The 15,134-nt window shown below is 55.0% G+C and carries 22 protein-coding genes; 21 read left to right on the top strand and 1 reads right to left on the bottom strand.

The window, feature by feature from the left end; all coding sequences use genetic code 11:
• Positions 1-42: 42 nt before the first annotated feature.
• From COHPA_RS0104405 to COHPA_RS0104325, 17 genes are all read left to right on the top strand, one after another.
• The gene (locus COHPA_RS0104405; RefSeq protein ID WP_027084988.1) at positions 43-384 is read left to right on the top strand and encodes a hypothetical protein; all 342 of its coding nucleotides are present in this window, start codon (positions 43-45) and stop codon (positions 382-384) included.
• Between the two features lie 190 nt (positions 385-574).
• Positions 575-1,174: a genetic competence negative regulator gene (locus COHPA_RS0104400; RefSeq protein ID WP_027084987.1), complete on the top strand. Its 600-nt coding sequence runs from the start codon at positions 575-577 to the stop codon at positions 1,172-1,174.
• A gap of 120 nt (positions 1,175-1,294) precedes the next feature.
• Positions 1,295-1,990, top strand: coding sequence for a glutamic-type intramembrane protease PrsW (gene prsW / locus COHPA_RS0104395; protein ID WP_027084986.1), 696 nt, complete (start codon positions 1,295-1,297; stop codon positions 1,988-1,990).
• A 51-nt stretch (positions 1,991-2,041) separates the two neighbouring features.
• Entirely contained in the window at positions 2,042-2,200 is a 159-nt protein-coding gene (locus COHPA_RS25785) for a hypothetical protein (RefSeq protein WP_169733246.1), read from the top strand.
• 79 nt (positions 2,201-2,279) lie between these two features.
• A complete protein-coding gene (gene ypeB / locus COHPA_RS0104385) occupies positions 2,280-3,635 on the top strand; it encodes a germination protein YpeB (RefSeq protein ID WP_035120043.1) in 1,356 nt (451 codons plus the stop codon).
• Between the two features lie 126 nt (positions 3,636-3,761).
• Complete coding sequence (locus tag COHPA_RS0104380; protein WP_027084984.1) at positions 3,762-4,415, top strand: flagellar brake protein; 654 nt, start codon at positions 3,762-3,764, stop codon at positions 4,413-4,415.
• Positions 4,416-4,468: 53 nt separating this feature from the next.
• Positions 4,469-4,672, top strand: coding sequence for a hypothetical protein (locus COHPA_RS0104375; RefSeq protein WP_027084983.1), 204 nt, complete (start codon positions 4,469-4,471; stop codon positions 4,670-4,672).
• Positions 4,673-4,803: 131 nt separating this feature from the next.
• Entirely contained in the window at positions 4,804-5,505 is a 702-nt protein-coding gene (gene cmk / locus COHPA_RS0104370) for a (d)CMP kinase (protein WP_027084982.1), read from the top strand.
• 3 nt (positions 5,506-5,508) lie between these two features.
• On the top strand, positions 5,509-6,096 hold the full coding sequence (locus COHPA_RS0104365) for a lysophospholipid acyltransferase family protein (protein ID WP_027084981.1): 588 nt from the start codon (positions 5,509-5,511) through the stop codon (positions 6,094-6,096).
• A 135-nt stretch (positions 6,097-6,231) separates the two neighbouring features.
• Positions 6,232-7,455 (top strand): 30S ribosomal protein S1, encoded by a 1,224-nt coding sequence (gene rpsA / locus COHPA_RS0104360; protein ID WP_027084980.1) that lies wholly within the window; start codon positions 6,232-6,234, stop codon positions 7,453-7,455.
• 75 nt (positions 7,456-7,530) lie between these two features.
• Entirely contained in the window at positions 7,531-8,160 is a 630-nt protein-coding gene (locus COHPA_RS0104355; RefSeq protein ID WP_027084979.1) for a hypothetical protein, read from the top strand.
• Positions 8,157-9,083, top strand: coding sequence for a YIEGIA family protein (locus COHPA_RS0104350; RefSeq protein ID WP_027084978.1), 927 nt, complete (start codon positions 8,157-8,159; stop codon positions 9,081-9,083). Before COHPA_RS0104355 ends, COHPA_RS0104350 begins: the two co-directional genes overlap by 4 nt.
• Positions 9,076-9,258, top strand: a complete 183-nt coding sequence (locus COHPA_RS0104345) for a capping complex subunit for YIEGIA (protein ID WP_027084977.1) — start codon at positions 9,076-9,078, stop codon at positions 9,256-9,258. Before COHPA_RS0104350 ends, COHPA_RS0104345 begins: the two co-directional genes overlap by 8 nt.
• 72 nt (positions 9,259-9,330) lie before the next feature.
• Entirely contained in the window at positions 9,331-10,653 is a 1,323-nt protein-coding gene (der, locus tag COHPA_RS0104340) for a ribosome biogenesis GTPase Der (protein WP_027084976.1), read from the top strand.
• 11 nt (positions 10,654-10,664) lie between these two features.
• A complete protein-coding gene (gene plsY / locus COHPA_RS0104335; protein WP_027084975.1) occupies positions 10,665-11,279 on the top strand; it encodes a glycerol-3-phosphate 1-O-acyltransferase PlsY in 615 nt (204 codons plus the stop codon).
• Positions 11,269-12,321 (top strand): NAD(P)H-dependent glycerol-3-phosphate dehydrogenase, encoded by a 1,053-nt coding sequence (locus COHPA_RS0104330; protein ID WP_027084974.1) that lies wholly within the window; start codon positions 11,269-11,271, stop codon positions 12,319-12,321. Before plsY ends, COHPA_RS0104330 begins: the two co-directional genes overlap by 11 nt.
• A 111-nt stretch (positions 12,322-12,432) precedes the next feature.
• Positions 12,433-12,699, top strand: coding sequence for a stage VI sporulation protein F (locus COHPA_RS0104325; RefSeq protein WP_027084973.1), 267 nt, complete (start codon positions 12,433-12,435; stop codon positions 12,697-12,699).
• 69 nt (positions 12,700-12,768) lie between these two features.
• Here the strand turns inward: COHPA_RS0104325 and COHPA_RS0104320 are convergent, their stop codons facing one another.
• Entirely contained in the window at positions 12,769-13,275 is a 507-nt protein-coding gene (locus tag COHPA_RS0104320; protein WP_027084972.1) for a hypothetical protein, read from the bottom strand.
• Between the two features lie 325 nt (positions 13,276-13,600).
• Here COHPA_RS0104320 and COHPA_RS0104315 point away from each other — a divergent pair, with 325 nt between their 5' ends.
• From COHPA_RS0104315 to COHPA_RS0104300, 4 genes are read left to right on the top strand one after another with little or no spacing between them, the layout of a single operon-like run.
• Positions 13,601-13,813 carry a DUF2768 family protein gene (locus COHPA_RS0104315; protein WP_027084971.1) on the top strand — a complete coding sequence of 71 codons (213 nt, stop codon included), beginning with the start codon at positions 13,601-13,603 and terminating at the stop codon, positions 13,811-13,813.
• A gap of 27 nt (positions 13,814-13,840) precedes the next feature.
• Complete coding sequence (locus tag COHPA_RS0104310; RefSeq protein WP_027084970.1) at positions 13,841-14,134, top strand: 2Fe-2S iron-sulfur cluster-binding protein; 294 nt, start codon at positions 13,841-13,843, stop codon at positions 14,132-14,134.
• 28 nt (positions 14,135-14,162) lie between these two features.
• Positions 14,163-14,768: a nucleotidyltransferase domain-containing protein gene (locus COHPA_RS0104305; protein WP_027084969.1), complete on the top strand. Its 606-nt coding sequence runs from the start codon at positions 14,163-14,165 to the stop codon at positions 14,766-14,768.
• Entirely contained in the window at positions 14,765-15,124 is a 360-nt protein-coding gene (locus COHPA_RS0104300; protein WP_027084968.1) for a 2Fe-2S iron-sulfur cluster-binding protein, read from the top strand. The genes COHPA_RS0104305 and COHPA_RS0104300 overlap by 4 nt, the downstream gene beginning before the upstream one ends.
• The last annotated feature ends 10 nt before the right edge of the window (positions 15,125-15,134 follow it).

Here is a 15,134-nt window from a genome sequence, read left to right as displayed (position 1 = left end):
GCGCGGAGCGGTCAAACTAACAGTACCTAAGGAGGTGGGCAGATGAAAATCGGGACTTTCGTGATGGGCGGTCTTGCTGGCGTCGCAATCGTCATGCTTATTCAACGCAATCAAATGATGTCCGCGGTGTGCGCAAGCATGGGACAGAGCATGAAAAACAAAATGGGCGGCATGAAAGACGAAATGATCGGCAAAGCGCTGGGTTCGAAGTTCGTTAACAACATAATGACCCGTTCTTCCGCATCATCCTCGAATCGTAAGGAGCAGCATTCCGGCTCCGATCATGCGGATCTAAGCCAAGTCAGCCAACTCGCATCCCAAGATCCCCAAGTCGCGAATCAGATCAACGCGATACTCGAACAGAGCGGCCAGAACCGCATTTAACATCGTTCGCGTGAGAATAAAGATCGGCACCGCCCCGGGAAACGGGAAAGGTGCCGATTTTTTGTTACATAGAGGGTTTTCCCTAGTGCATTTCTATGGGAGAAGTGATAACATGTTACCAAGCAAGCTGCATTCACGTATTATATGCTTATTCATAAGCTGTTATCACCCACATAAGGAGGATCCTGTCATGAGGATGGAGCGGCTTAGCCAAGACAAAATTCGTATATTTCTCACATTCGATGATTTGTCGGAGCGCGGGATCCAGAAGGAAGATTTGTGGCGCGAAGTACCTAAAGTACACGAGCTGTTCAGCGAGATGATGGACCAAGCTTACAGCGAGCTTGGCTTCGACGCTTCCGGACCGCTCGCGGTCGAAGTGTTCGGCATGCCTGCGCAAGGCATGGTCGTCATCGTTACGCGAGGCAAGCTGGAGCGCGACGCGGATGCGAATGCGGAAGATGAAGAAGAAGTATACGAACTCGAAGTGACGCTTGAGCAAAGCGAAGCCATAATATATCGTTTCAGGGACATCGAAGATGCCATCGGCGCGGCTAAGACGCTTGCAGGCAAGCTGTCGGATGACGGCAAGATGTACCGATACCAGAACCATTGGCTGCTGGTCTTCGATCCGGCGGGACTGGAAATCGCGAGTTATAACGCTTTGATCGCGGTGCTCGCGGAATACGGAGAAGCGACTTCGGTAACGCTTGCCGTTCTAGAAGAGTACGGCAAATCGATCATCGATTCCAATGCCGTTCAGGTGCTTGCGACGACGTTCGCGGACTAGCGCGGGCTTGAATATCCAATGAGGGCATTTTGCGAAATCAGTACGTTTCGCAAAATGTTCTTTTTTTATCGCGGCCGGAATGCTGTTATAATAGGGGAAGGAAAGGAGGGGGAACCACACATGCCGATCGTCTCGGTACTTGCGGCAGCGATCGCGCCGGGCATTGCGCTGCTGGCGTACTTTTACTGGAAAGACCGATACGACGCAGAGCCTCTGCCGATGATCGCCAAGCTGTTCTTAACCGGCGTGCTGATCGTTCTCCCGACGATGATCTTGCAGCGCGGCTTAACGCACATGTGGGGCGAATCCCCGCTGACGTTCTCCTTCGTCATCTCCGCCGGAGTCGAGGAGTTCTTGAAGTGGTTCGTCCTTTACCATATCGTCTTTAATCATACCGAATTCGACGAGCCGTATGACGGAATCGTCTATGCCGTAGCCGTATCGCTCGGCTTCGCGACCCTGGAGAACGTGCTGTACGCCTTTTTCCAACCGGCGACCTTCGGGACGCTGATGATGCGGGCTTTGCTTCCGGTATCGGGGCATGCTTTATTCGGCGTATTCATGGGTTATTCGCTCGGGCGGGCGAAATTCTCGTCCGGACGCAAAGTTCGTCTGCATCTGTCGCTAGCTCTCCTGTTGCCTGTTCTCTTGCACGGATTCTACGATTATTTAACGATGACGGTGTCGCAAACATGGATTTGGCTTGTCGTGCCGTTCATGTTCCTGCTCTGGTTCGGCGGCATCCGTCACGTCAATCGAGCGAACGCCGTATCGCCCTTCCGTCTCCTTAAACGGGAGGAAGAGGTTAAATTCTAGCAATCCCGTCCATACTGTTTGAAGATTCCGATCTTACGGTGGGGGAGACGCATGCTGTCACAACGGGTAAAAGTCATGATTCGATGCAACAAATGCAACGAGAAATTCATCCTGCGCGGACGCAAAGAACGGGGCCGGGTCGATACCGGCTTCCGGATGTGCGTCTGCAACAACGCGGACGATTTTCAGATCGAAGAAGAAATCCTTTGATCGAAATCGCGAATAAAGCCGAACTCTTCTTCCCAAACTAACGGCAGCAAGATTGGGAATGAAAGGGGTCGGCTTTCGCGTGTATAGACGTCTAAGCTCAATATTGTTTCCCGTAGCTTTGATCGCTCTGATCGGTACGATCGTCTGGGGTTATCAAGAGCATCAAGAGAAAAACTCCGTACTTATCAAAGCGGAAAACCAGTATCAGCGCGCCTTCCATGACTTGAATCACCATATGGACCGTCTATACGACGAGCTGGGGCAGACGCTTGCGGTGTCGGCCAAGTCGCAAGGCATGCAACGCAAAGGGCTCGTCAACGTATGGCGGCTTACGAGCCAAGCCCAGAACGAGATCAATCAGCTGCCGCTTGCGCTGCTGCCCTTCAACAAAGCGGAGCAATTCCTCTCGCGCATTAACAACTTCGCTTATCAGACGGCCGTCAGGGATTTGACCAAGGAACCGCTAACCGACCAAGAGCTGCAAATGATGAAGTCGCTGTACAAGACGGCGGGTACCGTCAATAAGGAGCTCGGAACGGTCCAGGAGGCCGTTCTCTCCGATCATCTGCGCTGGATGGACGTCGAGCTTGCCATGGCGAGCGAGAATACGCCGCACGACAACTCGATCATCGACGGCTTTAAGTTGATCGATAAGCGAATGGGCGAGTATCCGGAGAACGACTGGGGGCCTACGGCGATGTCGACGGTTCGCGTTCGGTCCGCGACAAGCCTGTCGGGCGACGAAATGACCACCGAACAGATCAAGAACAAAGCTTTGCAATTTCTAGGGGCTGCCGGGGCAGGCAAAGACGCCAAAGTCGCGGAAGCGGGAACGAAGACGGAATTGCCCGCTTATGCCGTGACGATCGAAGGTTCGGGCGATTCGAACATCGAGCTCGACTATACGAAAAAGGGCGGGAACCTGCTGTGGTATTTGAACTCGCGCGCCGTCAACAACCGCAAGCTTAGCTTCGATACGGCGCGGAATAAAGCCGGTCAATTTCTGCTTCGCCACGGCTATAAGAATATGACTCCGGCCACTTACGACGAATACGACCACGTAGCGGTGTTCACCTTCGTCAGAACGATCGACAACGTCCGTTTTTATCCGGATAAAGTGACGGTCCGGGTCGCCCTCGACAACGGAGAGGTCGTCGGACTTCAAGCGTCGGACCATGTGTTCGCTCCTAAGCTGCTTACGCCGGGCAAACCGAAGACGTCCAAAGAGACGGCGCAAGCCGGACTGAATCCCGACTTCCGCGTTCAAGAGCACCGATTGGCCGTCATCGAGAACGAAATGCGCAAGCTCGTGCTCTGTCATGAATTCGTCGGGCGAATCAACGACCGGGACTATCGAATTTACATGAACGCCGATACCGGGTTGGAAGAGACGATCGAAGAAATACCGGACGGCGCGAAACCGATATACCGATAAACGCACCAGGGACTGCCTCGGGAACCGCTTCGCGAGCAGTCCCTCTTTCCATACCCAAAGCTCATCGGCCATGCTATAATGAGGCGGTAACATTTACCGACAATAGCTGCCGTTGGAGGGTTGCGGGTGCTCCCGAAAATCAATCAAACGATGTACATACAAACCGTGAACGAACTGCCTGATACGCCGACGCTCACGCTAAGGTCCCGCGTTGCGGATTTGGACGAGAACAATATTCATATCGAGGTTCCGCTGGACGAGAAGAGCCGGCGGTATTACCGCGCCGAAGCCGGCGAGACGCTGCAGTTGTATTTTTTTACCGCCGAAGGGGTCAAGCATCAATTCACGTCGCAGGTTACCGGCTTCCGCAAAGATACCGTAAACCTGGTGTCCATACGCAAACCGAATCTTGACGAAATCTCCAAAGACCAACGCCGCAGCTTCCTGCGCGTCGAAGCGAATTTGGAATTGGCCGTCCGAATGTCGGACAGGCTGAAGTTCGTCGCGGTAACCGAGGACGTCGGCGGTGGAGGCGTGTCTTTCATTTGCGACCGCAAATGGCCGATCGTGCAGAATGCCGTATTGGACTGCTGGCTGTTGCTTACCTATAAGGGCGGTTCGATCACCCATGCCAACTTCGAAGGCGAAGTCGTGCGCGTGCTACCGGTAGAACCGGACAAGCATTTGATCATGATGCGCTTTAAGGAAATCGCGGATTCGGATCAGCAGAAAATCATTCGATATTGCTTCGAGCGCCAGTTGGATAAACGCAAGGAATAGCCGGGTTCGGCTTCCGAAGCGGCCGAACCGGCGAATCGAGCCGGGAGGCAAACATGAGCAAGACGAACAACGATAATCCGGAACCGAAATTTACGGCTTGGTCCGATTCCGTCGAGCGCCGCTTGCGCAGAGGGATCGTCATCCTTGCCGTCCTACTTTGCCTCTCGCAGCTAGTGCTGCAATTTCCCGCCGCGCGCTACTGGCTAACGACGACGGATGAATCCGAAGGCGTGCCGTTTCCGGGCATCGCGCCCTGAATCGGCCTGCTTGTTTTTGCATCTCTAATATCGCTGTGGTATAATTTTCACAGGTAGCAGCAGGCTGAGCCTGCCTATTTTTTCTTTGTGGATGATGTTCGCTTGACGTGTAGGAGGCCGGTTGTTCGCATATGAATCAGAAGGCAGCAAGAATTAATATCGCAATCGACGGACCGGCTGGCGCAGGTAAATCCACCGTAGCCAGAATGGTCGCCCGCGATCTCGGATACATCTACATCGATACGGGAGCGATGTACCGCTCCGTAACGCTCAAAGCGCTGGAAGCGGGACTTTCCATGGATGACGACGCTGCCGTCGGCAAGCTGGCGAACGCGCTCGACATCGTGCTTCTGCCGGGCAAGGACGGTCAGCAGGTCGTCGTTAACGGGACGGATGTAAGCTCTCGGATCAGGACGCTGGACATTAATCGCAACGTATCCTACATAGCCAGACTCGAAAGCGTCAGGAAGCAGATGGCCGAATTGCAGCGCCGCATGGCGCTCGCGAAAGGCGTCGTCATGGACGGCCGGGACATCGGCACGCACGTGCTGCCGGACGCGGAGCTTAAAGTGTTCCTTACCGCTACGCCTAGAGAACGCGCTATCCGCAGATTCAAGGAGCTCGGAGACGAGCCCGGCATTACGCTCGAACAGCTGGAGCGGGAAATCGCGGAACGCGACCGTTTGGACCAAGAAAGAGATATCGCACCTCTCCTTCAGGCGCCCGACGCTCGCTTGATCGACTCTACGGGTCGAACGATAGACGAGGTCGCCGAACAAATCGTGCAATGGGGACTTGCCATCGCAAGAACCATTTCGACGGAGGAGAAGTAAATTATGATATATCGATTTTGCAGGCTTCTCTGCCGGATTCTCTGCACGCTTGTCTACCGCCTTGAGGCTAGAGGAGTAAACCATATTCCGAAGGAAGGGCCGGTCGTTCTGTGCAGCAACCATAAGAGCGTCATCGACCCGGTTACATTAGGCACTTGGGTTCCCCGCAAGGTTCACTATATGGCCAAGGAAGAGTTGTTCCGCGTACCGGTCCTCGGCCCCTTGATTCTCAGGCTCGGCGCCTTCCCCGTGAAGCGCGGCGGCGTCAGCAAGGAAGCGATCCGGAAGGCGATCAGCCTGCTGTCCGAAGGCAAAGTCATGGGAATTTTCCCGGAAGGTACCCGCAACGAGAACGTGGGAATGGGGAAGCGAGGAGCGGTGTCCATGGCGATTCGAGCCAAGGCGCAAGTCGTTCCCGTCGCGCTTATCGGCAACTATCGTCCGTTCAGGAAGATGCTCGCGGTATACGGCGCGCCGATCGATATGACGCCATACGCCGAGCAGGGAACGACGGAGAGCATGGAAGTCGCGACGGAGCTCATCATGTCGAAGATCCGCGAGATGGTCGAGACGCGCAAGCCTTCCATGTAGCTCGAATGCATGTTTCTTGCCAATATCTTTCATACTAACGGTATTATTTGGTTCTCATGATTCGGAAGATGTCGATTTAAGCACCGCAAGAGCGGGTTTAAATAAAGTTGGGGTAGATCTGAGGAGGTAATTTTCATGTCTGAAGAAATCAACGTCCAGGAAACGGCAGCCGCCGAACCAGCGGCTCAAGACGCGATGGAGAATCTCGTGACCTTGAAGAAAGGGGACACCGTCAAAGGCACGGTCGTCAAAATCGAGGATAACCAAGCGTACGTAAGCCTTGGGTATAAATACGACGGAGTCATTCCGCTTCGCGAACTGTCGTCTGTAAACCTGGAGAACGCTTCGGATGCCGTGCAAATCGGCCAAGAAGTAGAAGCCAAGATCGTCAGCATCAACGATGCGAAAGAATCCCTCGTCTTGTCCAAGCGTCAAGTCGACAGCCCTCGCGCGTGGGACGAACTGCAAGCGAAGTTCGAGAGCGGCGCGGCGTTCGAAGTGACCGTCACCGACGTCGTCAAAGGCGGCTTGGTCGCGGACGTCGGCGTACGCGGATTCATTCCGGCATCGATGGTCGAGCGCCACTTCGTGGAAGACTTCTCGAGCTACAAAGGCCGCACGCTGCACGTGAAGGTTAAAGAGCTTGACCGCGAGAACAATAAAGTCATCCTGTCCGCGAAAGACGTTCTGGACGCGGAGTACGAAGCCAACAAGCAAGAAATTATGGGCAAGCTGCAACCGGGCCAAGTGCTCGAAGGAACGGTTCAACGCCTGACTCCGTTCGGCGCGTTCGTGGACATCGGCGGCATCGACGGTCTCGTTCACGTATCCGAGATGGCTTGGCAGCACGTTGCGCATCCGGCCGACGTCGTATCCGAAGGCCAAAGCGTGAACGTAAAAGTGCTGAAGGTCGATCCTTCCCTCGGCAAAATCTCGCTTAGCATCAAAGCGGCTCAACCGGGTCCATGGGAAACGGCAGCGAACCAGTTCAAGATCGGCGAAATCGTTACGGGCGTCGTCAAACGTTTGGTCAACTTCGGCGCGTTCGTCGAAATCGCTCCAGGCGTGGAAGGACTCGTTCACATTTCCCAAATCGCGCACCGTCACATCGCAACGCCTTTCGAAGTGTTGAAGGAAGGCCAAGAAGTGTCTGCGAAAGTGCTGGATTTCAATCCGGCCGAGAAGCGCGTATCCCTCTCCATTAAAGAGACGGAAGAAGCGCCGCCTCGCGCGGAGCGCGAAGAACGCGCGCCACGTGGCCCGCGTGCGCCTAAGGAAGAGACGCATCTCCCGCCTGCCGAAAGCATGAGCTTTAACCTCGGCGAGAGATTCGGCGACAAGCTCAGCAAATTCAAATAAGCAATACGTCTAAACCCGCCCTTCGTGGCGGGTTTTTTACATTTCGGCGCATACTAAGAGCAAGGAGGTGGGTGTATGTCGCCCGTATTCGGAGCGGTGATCTTATGGCTGGCGACCGTCATTTTATGGTGGAGCGGCTGGAAGGAAGAGGCTGCGGGAGGCATTCCGCGTCGGGCCGTCGCGGTTTTCCTGGTCAGTTGGCCGCTCTTCGTAGGATGGGGCTTACCGCTAACCTCATCCTTATCGCTGAATGGCGCATGGATCTGGACGATTGCGCTGGTTATTGCGATAGCCTGGAAAATGGAAGCGTCTTGGAGGTGGACGTCTGTCTCCGCGGGCCTATTGTTCGGTTCGGTCTATTTGCTTCTGCATCGCGTTGCGAACTATCCGTTTCATTGGTCCAAGATCGCCGCTCCGTGGGGAGCGGCGATCTTGATCGGCGTGCTGGCAGCCTTGCTGCTGCGAGACGCGCCGCTTCAGCTGCTGTCGCTGTCCGTCGCGATCGCGATCAGCGAAGCCGTTACAGCCATCGTCGCAAGCCGGTTGGAAGCGTTCGTGCCGGAGCCTTCGTTGGAATGGACGAGAGACTGGTGGGTCGCCATCCTGTGCGCGAGGTTATGTTCATGGATCCTGGCCGGATTCACGAAGTTAAAGCGCCGCGAGGAATTGAACATCGACTGGAGAAGAGGAGGGGAACGGCCATGAGCTTGACGCTAGGCTGGTTGACGGAGCATAAGGAGCTCACGGGAGTCGTCATGGGGACGGCATTCGGAGTAACCGCAAGACTGCTGATGCTAAGAAGCGACTATCGGCAATACCCGGCATATCCTCACGGTAAAGTCATTCATATCGCGCTGGGGATTATCGCAAGCGCGCTCGGCGCGGTAGCCGTCCCGGCTCTATACGATAAAGACTATACGGCGCTCACGTTCCTTACGCTGGCGGCCCAACAGTTCCGCGAAGTACGCAACATGGAGCGCGGCACGTTGACCGCTATCGATGAATTAGAGCTCGTGCCCAGAGGCGCGGCATACATAGAAGGGATCTCCGTCGTATTCGAAGGGCGCAACTATTTATCGATTTTCGCCGCTTTCCTCGTTAGCCTCGCCGTTATGGCCACGAGCTGGTGGGGCGGATTAATCGCCGGAGCGTGCTGTTTCGCGGTCGTGTTCCGATTCATGCGAGGCACGACGATCGCTCATATCGCGCATGTCGAAAAGGCCGAGGTTAGGTTGGACGGACCGGATTTATACGTAGGCGACGTGTATATCATGAATGTCGGTTTGGACGAAAATCGCGAGATTATCGCAAACGAAGGAATGGGGTTTATTCTGACTCCGAAAAACGACGATGCGAAGGTGACGCTCTCCAATCTGGGTCAACGGCAGGCGATATTGCACGACGTCTCGACGAGGTTAGGCGTGCTCCGGGACGACGGCGACCCCGCGCTGCTTCCGATCGGCAAGCTGGCGCTTAAGAGCGGCAAGCTAGGGCTGCTCGTTCTGCCCCGCGAGAAAGATCAAGACAAAGCTTACAAGGCGTTAACCGGCGTTCCGCTGCTGGAGGCTGCCGTCAGAAGGCCGACGAAAGCGAACCGGAAGAGCACGGAGGGCAGCGCGCATGGCTAAAATCGTAGGAGTCGTAACGACGATTCAGGGCAGCGTCGCGGGCGGCGCGCCGATCTTCTATGCGAAGGAACGGGACGAATTGCAGCGGATCGCCCACTTGCTCGAGAAAATACTCGATTGCGCGGCGCACGAAATGAACGAGGATCTCTTTATTATCGTAAATCGAAAATCTTGAGAAAATTAGCCAACAAGTCGACTTTTTGTTATGATGAAGATTGTAGTGTTTTTTTAAGTTAGGAGTGAATGTATGGCAAGACCCGTCATCGCCATCGTAGGCAGACCTAACGTGGGGAAGTCCACGATTTTCAACCGGATTATTGGCGACCGGCTCGCAATTGTTGAAGATAAACCCGGCGTTACCCGCGACCGGATATACGGCACGGGGGAATGGATCGGCGTTTCGTTCAGCGTAATCGATACCGGAGGCATCGAGATCGAAGGGGAAGACACGCTGCTGCGTTCGATTAGAATGCAAGCGGAGCTTGCCATCGAGGAAGCCGACGTCATCGTTTTCATGGTGGATGCGAAAGCAGGCGTAACGACCGCGGACGAGGAAGTCGCGCAGATCTTGTTCCGTTCGGGCAAACCGGTCGTCGTAGGCGTCAATAAAGTAGACAACTTGCAGCGCATGGACGACATTTACGAATTTTACGGCCTTGGCTTCGGAGAACCGATCGCTCTGTCCGGCGCGCACGGCACGGGCATCGGCGATCTGCTGGATGCCGCCGTCAAGAAGCTTCCGGCCAAGACGGAAGAGGAGTACGACGATGACGTCATCAAGGTCGCTCTAATCGGTCGGCCTAACGTCGGCAAGTCTTCGCTCGTTAACGCCATTCTTGGCGAGGAAAGAGTCATCGTCAGCGACGTCGCCGGGACGACCCGAGACGCCATCGACACGCCGTTCGAGAAGGACGGTCAGAAGTACGTGCTCATCGATACCGCCGGCATGCGCAAACGCGGCAAAGTGTATGAATCGACGGAGAAGTACAGCGTCATGCGGTCGATGAAAGCGATCGAACGCGCCGATGTCGTACTCGTCGTCATTAACGGCGAGGAAGGCATTATCGAGCAAGATAAGCATATCGCCGGTTATGCGCACGAGAACGGCAAAGCGGCCGTCTTCGTCGTGAACAAGTGGGACGTCGTCGACAAGGACGATAAGACGATGCAACGGTTCACGAACTCCATTCGCGACCATTTCCTGTTCATGACGTACGCGCCGATCGTATTTTTGTCCGCGAAGACGAAGCAACGTCTGAACAAATTGTTCCCGGTCATCGACAGGGTTGCGGAGCAGCATGCGCTTCGCGTGCCTACGCACGTGCTCAACGATATTATTTCCGACGCGACGGCCATGACGCCTCCGCCTACGGATAAAGGCAAGCGCCTGCGGATCAACTACGCGACGCAAATCGCGGTCAAACCGCCTACGATTCTCATTTTCGTCAACGAGCCTGAATTGATGCATTTCTCTTATGAACGGTACTTGGAGAACAAAATACGAGCCGCCTTCGAATTCGAGGGCACGCCTTTGAGATTGTTCACGCGCCGGAAATCGGATCAGGAATAGGGGAGACCGGATTGTTTACATCTATTGTCGCTATCGTCATCGGTTATTTGTTAGGCTCGATTTCGTTCAGCATCCTATTCGCCCTATGGCTTCGCAAAATCGATATCCGACAGTACGGCAGCGGTAACGCCGGCGCGACGAACACGCTTCGGGTGCTTGGCAAAGGCCCTGCCCTGTGCGTATTCTTGCTGGACTTCGCCAAAGGCACCGCCGCGGTAGGCATCGGCTTCTGGCTCGGAGAGAACAATTGGATCCCCGTGCTGTGCGGGTTAGCCGCGATCGCCGGGCATAACTGGCCGATTTTCTTCCGCTTCAAGGGCGGCAAAGGCATTGCGACTACGGTCGGAGCACTGGCTGTGTGGGCGGTTCTGCCAACGCTCATCGCAGGATTGGTCGCGATCGCGATTATCGCCCTTACGAAGTATGTCTCGCTTGGTTCGCTCGTTCTCGCCGTGCTGCTGCCGATACTCTTCGCGACGTTCGGCGCGGACGGTCCGTTCATATGGGGGGCGGCTTTCGTCGGAGCGATCGCGATTTTACGTCATCGTAAAAATATCGTGAAGCTGCTGAACGGAACGGAAAACAAGCTGGGAAGCGGTAAGAAAGGTGTTCGTCATGGAGCATAAGAAGGTTGCTGTTCTTGTGGCGGGAAGCTGGGGGACGGCTTTGGCGCGCGTACTCGCCGATAACGGATGCCAAGTCGCGTTATGGACGCGCAACGAAGCGCAAGCGGAAGAGATTAACGTTAGAAGAACGAACGACAAATACTTGCCCGGCGCAACGTTGCCGGACGGCATTCGCGCGACGACGGACTTGAAGGCGGCATTAACGGACACGAAAGCCGTACTGTTCGTCGCTCCGTCCTCTGCGATGCGGGACGTCGCCAAGAAAGTGGCACCTGATCTGCCGAAAGACGCGCTCGTCATTCACGCGACCAAAGGCTTCGAGCTGGAGACGCTCAAACGTATGTCGACGGTTCTCTCGGAGGAATTGGATCGCCCGGAAAGCAGCATCGTCGTGTTGTCGGGACCGAGCCACGCCGAAGAAGTCGTGAATCGGCAGCCGACGACGATCGTCGTCGCCTCGCAGGATACGGCTTGCGCGGATACCGCACAGGATTTGTTCATGAATAATTCATATTTCCGCGTCTATACGAACCCCGATCTCATCGGCGTGGAGACGGCCGGAGCGATCAAGAATATTATCGCGCTCGGGGCCGGCATGACGGACGGCTTAGGCTTCGGGGATAACGCCAAGGCAGCGCTTATTACGCGCGGGCTGGCGGAGATCGCTAGGCTGGGAGCGGCAATGGGAGCGAATCCGCTCACGTTCGCCGGCCTCGCCGGCGTAGGCGACTTGATCGCGACGTCCACGAGCCGCCATAGCCGCAACTGGAGGGCCGGGTCGTTGCTCGGTCAAGGCGTTCCTCTCGAGGAAGTGCTGCAGCGGATCGGAATGGTCGTCGAAGGCGTAAGAACGACGAAAGCGGCACGCGCGCTCGCGTCCCAATACGACGTCGAGATGCCGATCACGGACCAGCTTTACGCCGTGCTGTTCGAGGGCGCCTCGCCGGAACAAGCCGTCGGCGCCCTGATGGGGCGCGTGCGCACGCACGAGATCGAAGAGATCGCGAGCACGTCGCGCGAGAAGTGGTTAAGAGGGAAATAGCAAGCTGCAAAGTCCGCGTCTATGCGGGCTTTTTTCATTGGGGACGCTCGCCCACACTTTTCCGGTTTCCGCTTCATAGGATACAGTGCGCAATGCCGGAGGAGGGGAAGTATGGACAAAAAAGATCTGTTAGGCGCCGTGAACAAGAAAACCGGCAAACACATCTCCGAAAACCAGGTGAAGAAGATCGCTAGCGGAGTGAATCCGGGCACGCTGCAGAACGAAGCGCAAATTCGCCAGCTGGTTAAGCAAGTTTCGGCGATGGCCAAAGTTCCTGTATCCGAGGAGACGTTGAAGGAGATCGTCGCCGCGGTCAAGAAGAGCGGGATGAACATGAACAACCTCGAATCGCTGATTAAGATGATGGTCAAAAAATAAAAAGAAGCGGCGGCACAGATCGTGCCGCCTTTCTCTTCAAGATCCCCCGTCATCGGCCGTTATATGATTTCAATCGCGAGGCTTGAAAAACGGATTCTGGAAAGTGCTTGCTGTAGTTTGTTTGAGCTCAAAAAACAGCGGGTCTTGAATCATACCGAATGGAGATTTCCAGTTCGCATATTCTATACCTTGTATGCAAGTGCCATCGTCATTGAATTGGGTATAGCGAACAATGAATTTATAGTTTTGGTTAGACCTGAACTTCTTTTCATCGACTTTGCAATGAATTTTTTTCCCGGGTTTGTCGGTCCATGCCTCGCAAGTAGCAAGCGGTTTGTCTGTCTCGTCATTGTCGTTAGGATAGAATAATTGTCCTTTAATTTTAAATTTCATCATATGATAATTGGAAGTGTATGCGGCTGTTTCTATGATGATATATTTGTTATCCGCGGGATCGATGCGAAAATCGGCTTTAACTACGGGACTAGGTTCATTTGCTAAATCATTGGCGGATGCCGAAACAGACCCTAGTGCTGCGGCGAGGATCAGCATCAATACAACTACAATTTTTTTCATGAATTTTCTCTCTCCACTCTTTTTCTCTTTTTTTTAATTGTATTACCTCTGAAGTCCTGATTCAGCGTTCGACTTGTATCCTCCCTTCGAAAGCGATGGAAAAATCGGGTATTCAACTATAACTTTATTTGCCTGTTCGACCATTGTCTATAGGACAAACTTGCTTTATTTTTGTTGATTTAGGCAAATTATGGGACCAAATACATAGGTAGAAAATAATAGGTTGATCGCTTCTTAACGCTTTTCATAAGGATTTTGTTTAATGACTCGGCTAATGGTATAATATTGTGCATTTGAGGGAAACGGACGAGACGGAGGATCATCTATGTTCGAACTTATTCAGCAATTTCCAGCCGCGTTAGACCCGATGACCAAGATGTGGCTTTCGTTCAGAGGCATCGGGCTCATGGTCGCGGCAGCGCTCATCGTCATGTTCGCGCGAGCCAAAACCAAAGGCATAATAAAGACGGTGCTTATGATCGTCGCGACGATCGTGCTGCTGTACGGCGTGGGCTTCAGCATCATATCCATCATATAATACCTTACATCGCGGGAGGACTTCAGCTTGATTACGCTATCGGGGAGAACCCACACGAAAACCGTCGAAGGCACGATCGGGTCAAGCCTATTGAACTTGGCTCAACAATCCGGCATCGACTGGTTGTACAATTGCTCGAGGGGAACTTGCGCGAAATGCCGGTGCATCGTGACCGAAGGCGCGTCGTTGCTGGCGGAATCGACGGATGAAGAGTGGGACCGGTTAGGTCCCGAGGAACTGGAGGCCGGTTACCGGCTGGGCTGCCAAGCGATCGTCGCTAAACCCGGCGACATTGTCGCCAAGAACAAACCTTACTTTTAACCTTAGCATAGAAACGGAAGTGACCCTTATGCCTACCGGTAATCCCGTGTCCGCGCTTCGCCGCTTGGCGGAGCTCCTGGAAGGCTGCGATTCGCGATGGGTCGTCGGCGGCAGCACGGGGCTCGCGCTCAGAGGGGCGAAGCTGGAACGCGCGCCCCGGGATTTGGACGTATACGCGGATAGGAAAGCGATTCGCGCGATTCATCAGCGGCTCGCGGTTTATGCATTGGACGGACCTGCCGACAACGAGACGGATCGCTATCGGTCGGTATTATCCCATTACAAGCTGGAGGATACGATCGTAGAGCTCGTCGGCGATTTCAGAATCGCGGCTCGCGGGTCGGTCTACCGGACGGAAGTCGAGCATTCGTTATATCCAAGCGGCGATCCCGCGAACGCCGAAGGAATGACGGTGATGCTCATTCCGCTAGGACACGAGCTGATCTTCAATCTGCTCCGAGACCGCATGGATCGCGCCGAAGTCGCGGGCCGCTTAATCGCGGCGGACGCCGAGCGCCAGCTGCCGCTGCTCCGCGCGCTCATCGAACGGAACCGCGTGGCGCCGGACGTCGCCGAGCAAGCCTTTCGGCTCGCCGCCGGCGTCGGGAGCCAGCCCGAGGAGGCGCCTGAATGAACGCCAGGAAGCCCGTGGTCACGTTTATGCCCCAGAAGCTTACGATTGCCGTTAGACCCGGCACGACGCTGCTCGATGCGGCCAAGCGGGTTCATGCCGGCGTGAGAACGCGCTGCGGCGGAGTTGCCGGGTGCCTGATGTGCAAGGTTCACGTAGCGAGCGACCAAGCAGGCAGCTTGCAGCCGCCGACCCATGCGGAGAAGGTCAAGCTCGGTCCGTTGCTCGAAGCAGGCACCAGGCTGTCTTGCCAAGCGCGGGTAACGAACGACGTGACCGTAACCGTTCCGGAAGACCCGCTCAAAGCGGCGATCCGCAAGAAGCTGGCCGAGCAAGAGGAAGACGAATGGTTTAGATAGAGCGTTTAGG

The sequence above is a fragment of the Cohnella panacarvi Gsoil 349 genome (assembly GCF_000515335.1).
Lineage (GTDB): Bacteria > Bacillota > Bacilli > Paenibacillales > Paenibacillaceae > Cohnella > Cohnella panacarvi.
The sequence above is the reverse complement of the archived record's forward strand: the minus strand, read 5'-3'. Positions and strand labels throughout refer to the sequence as shown.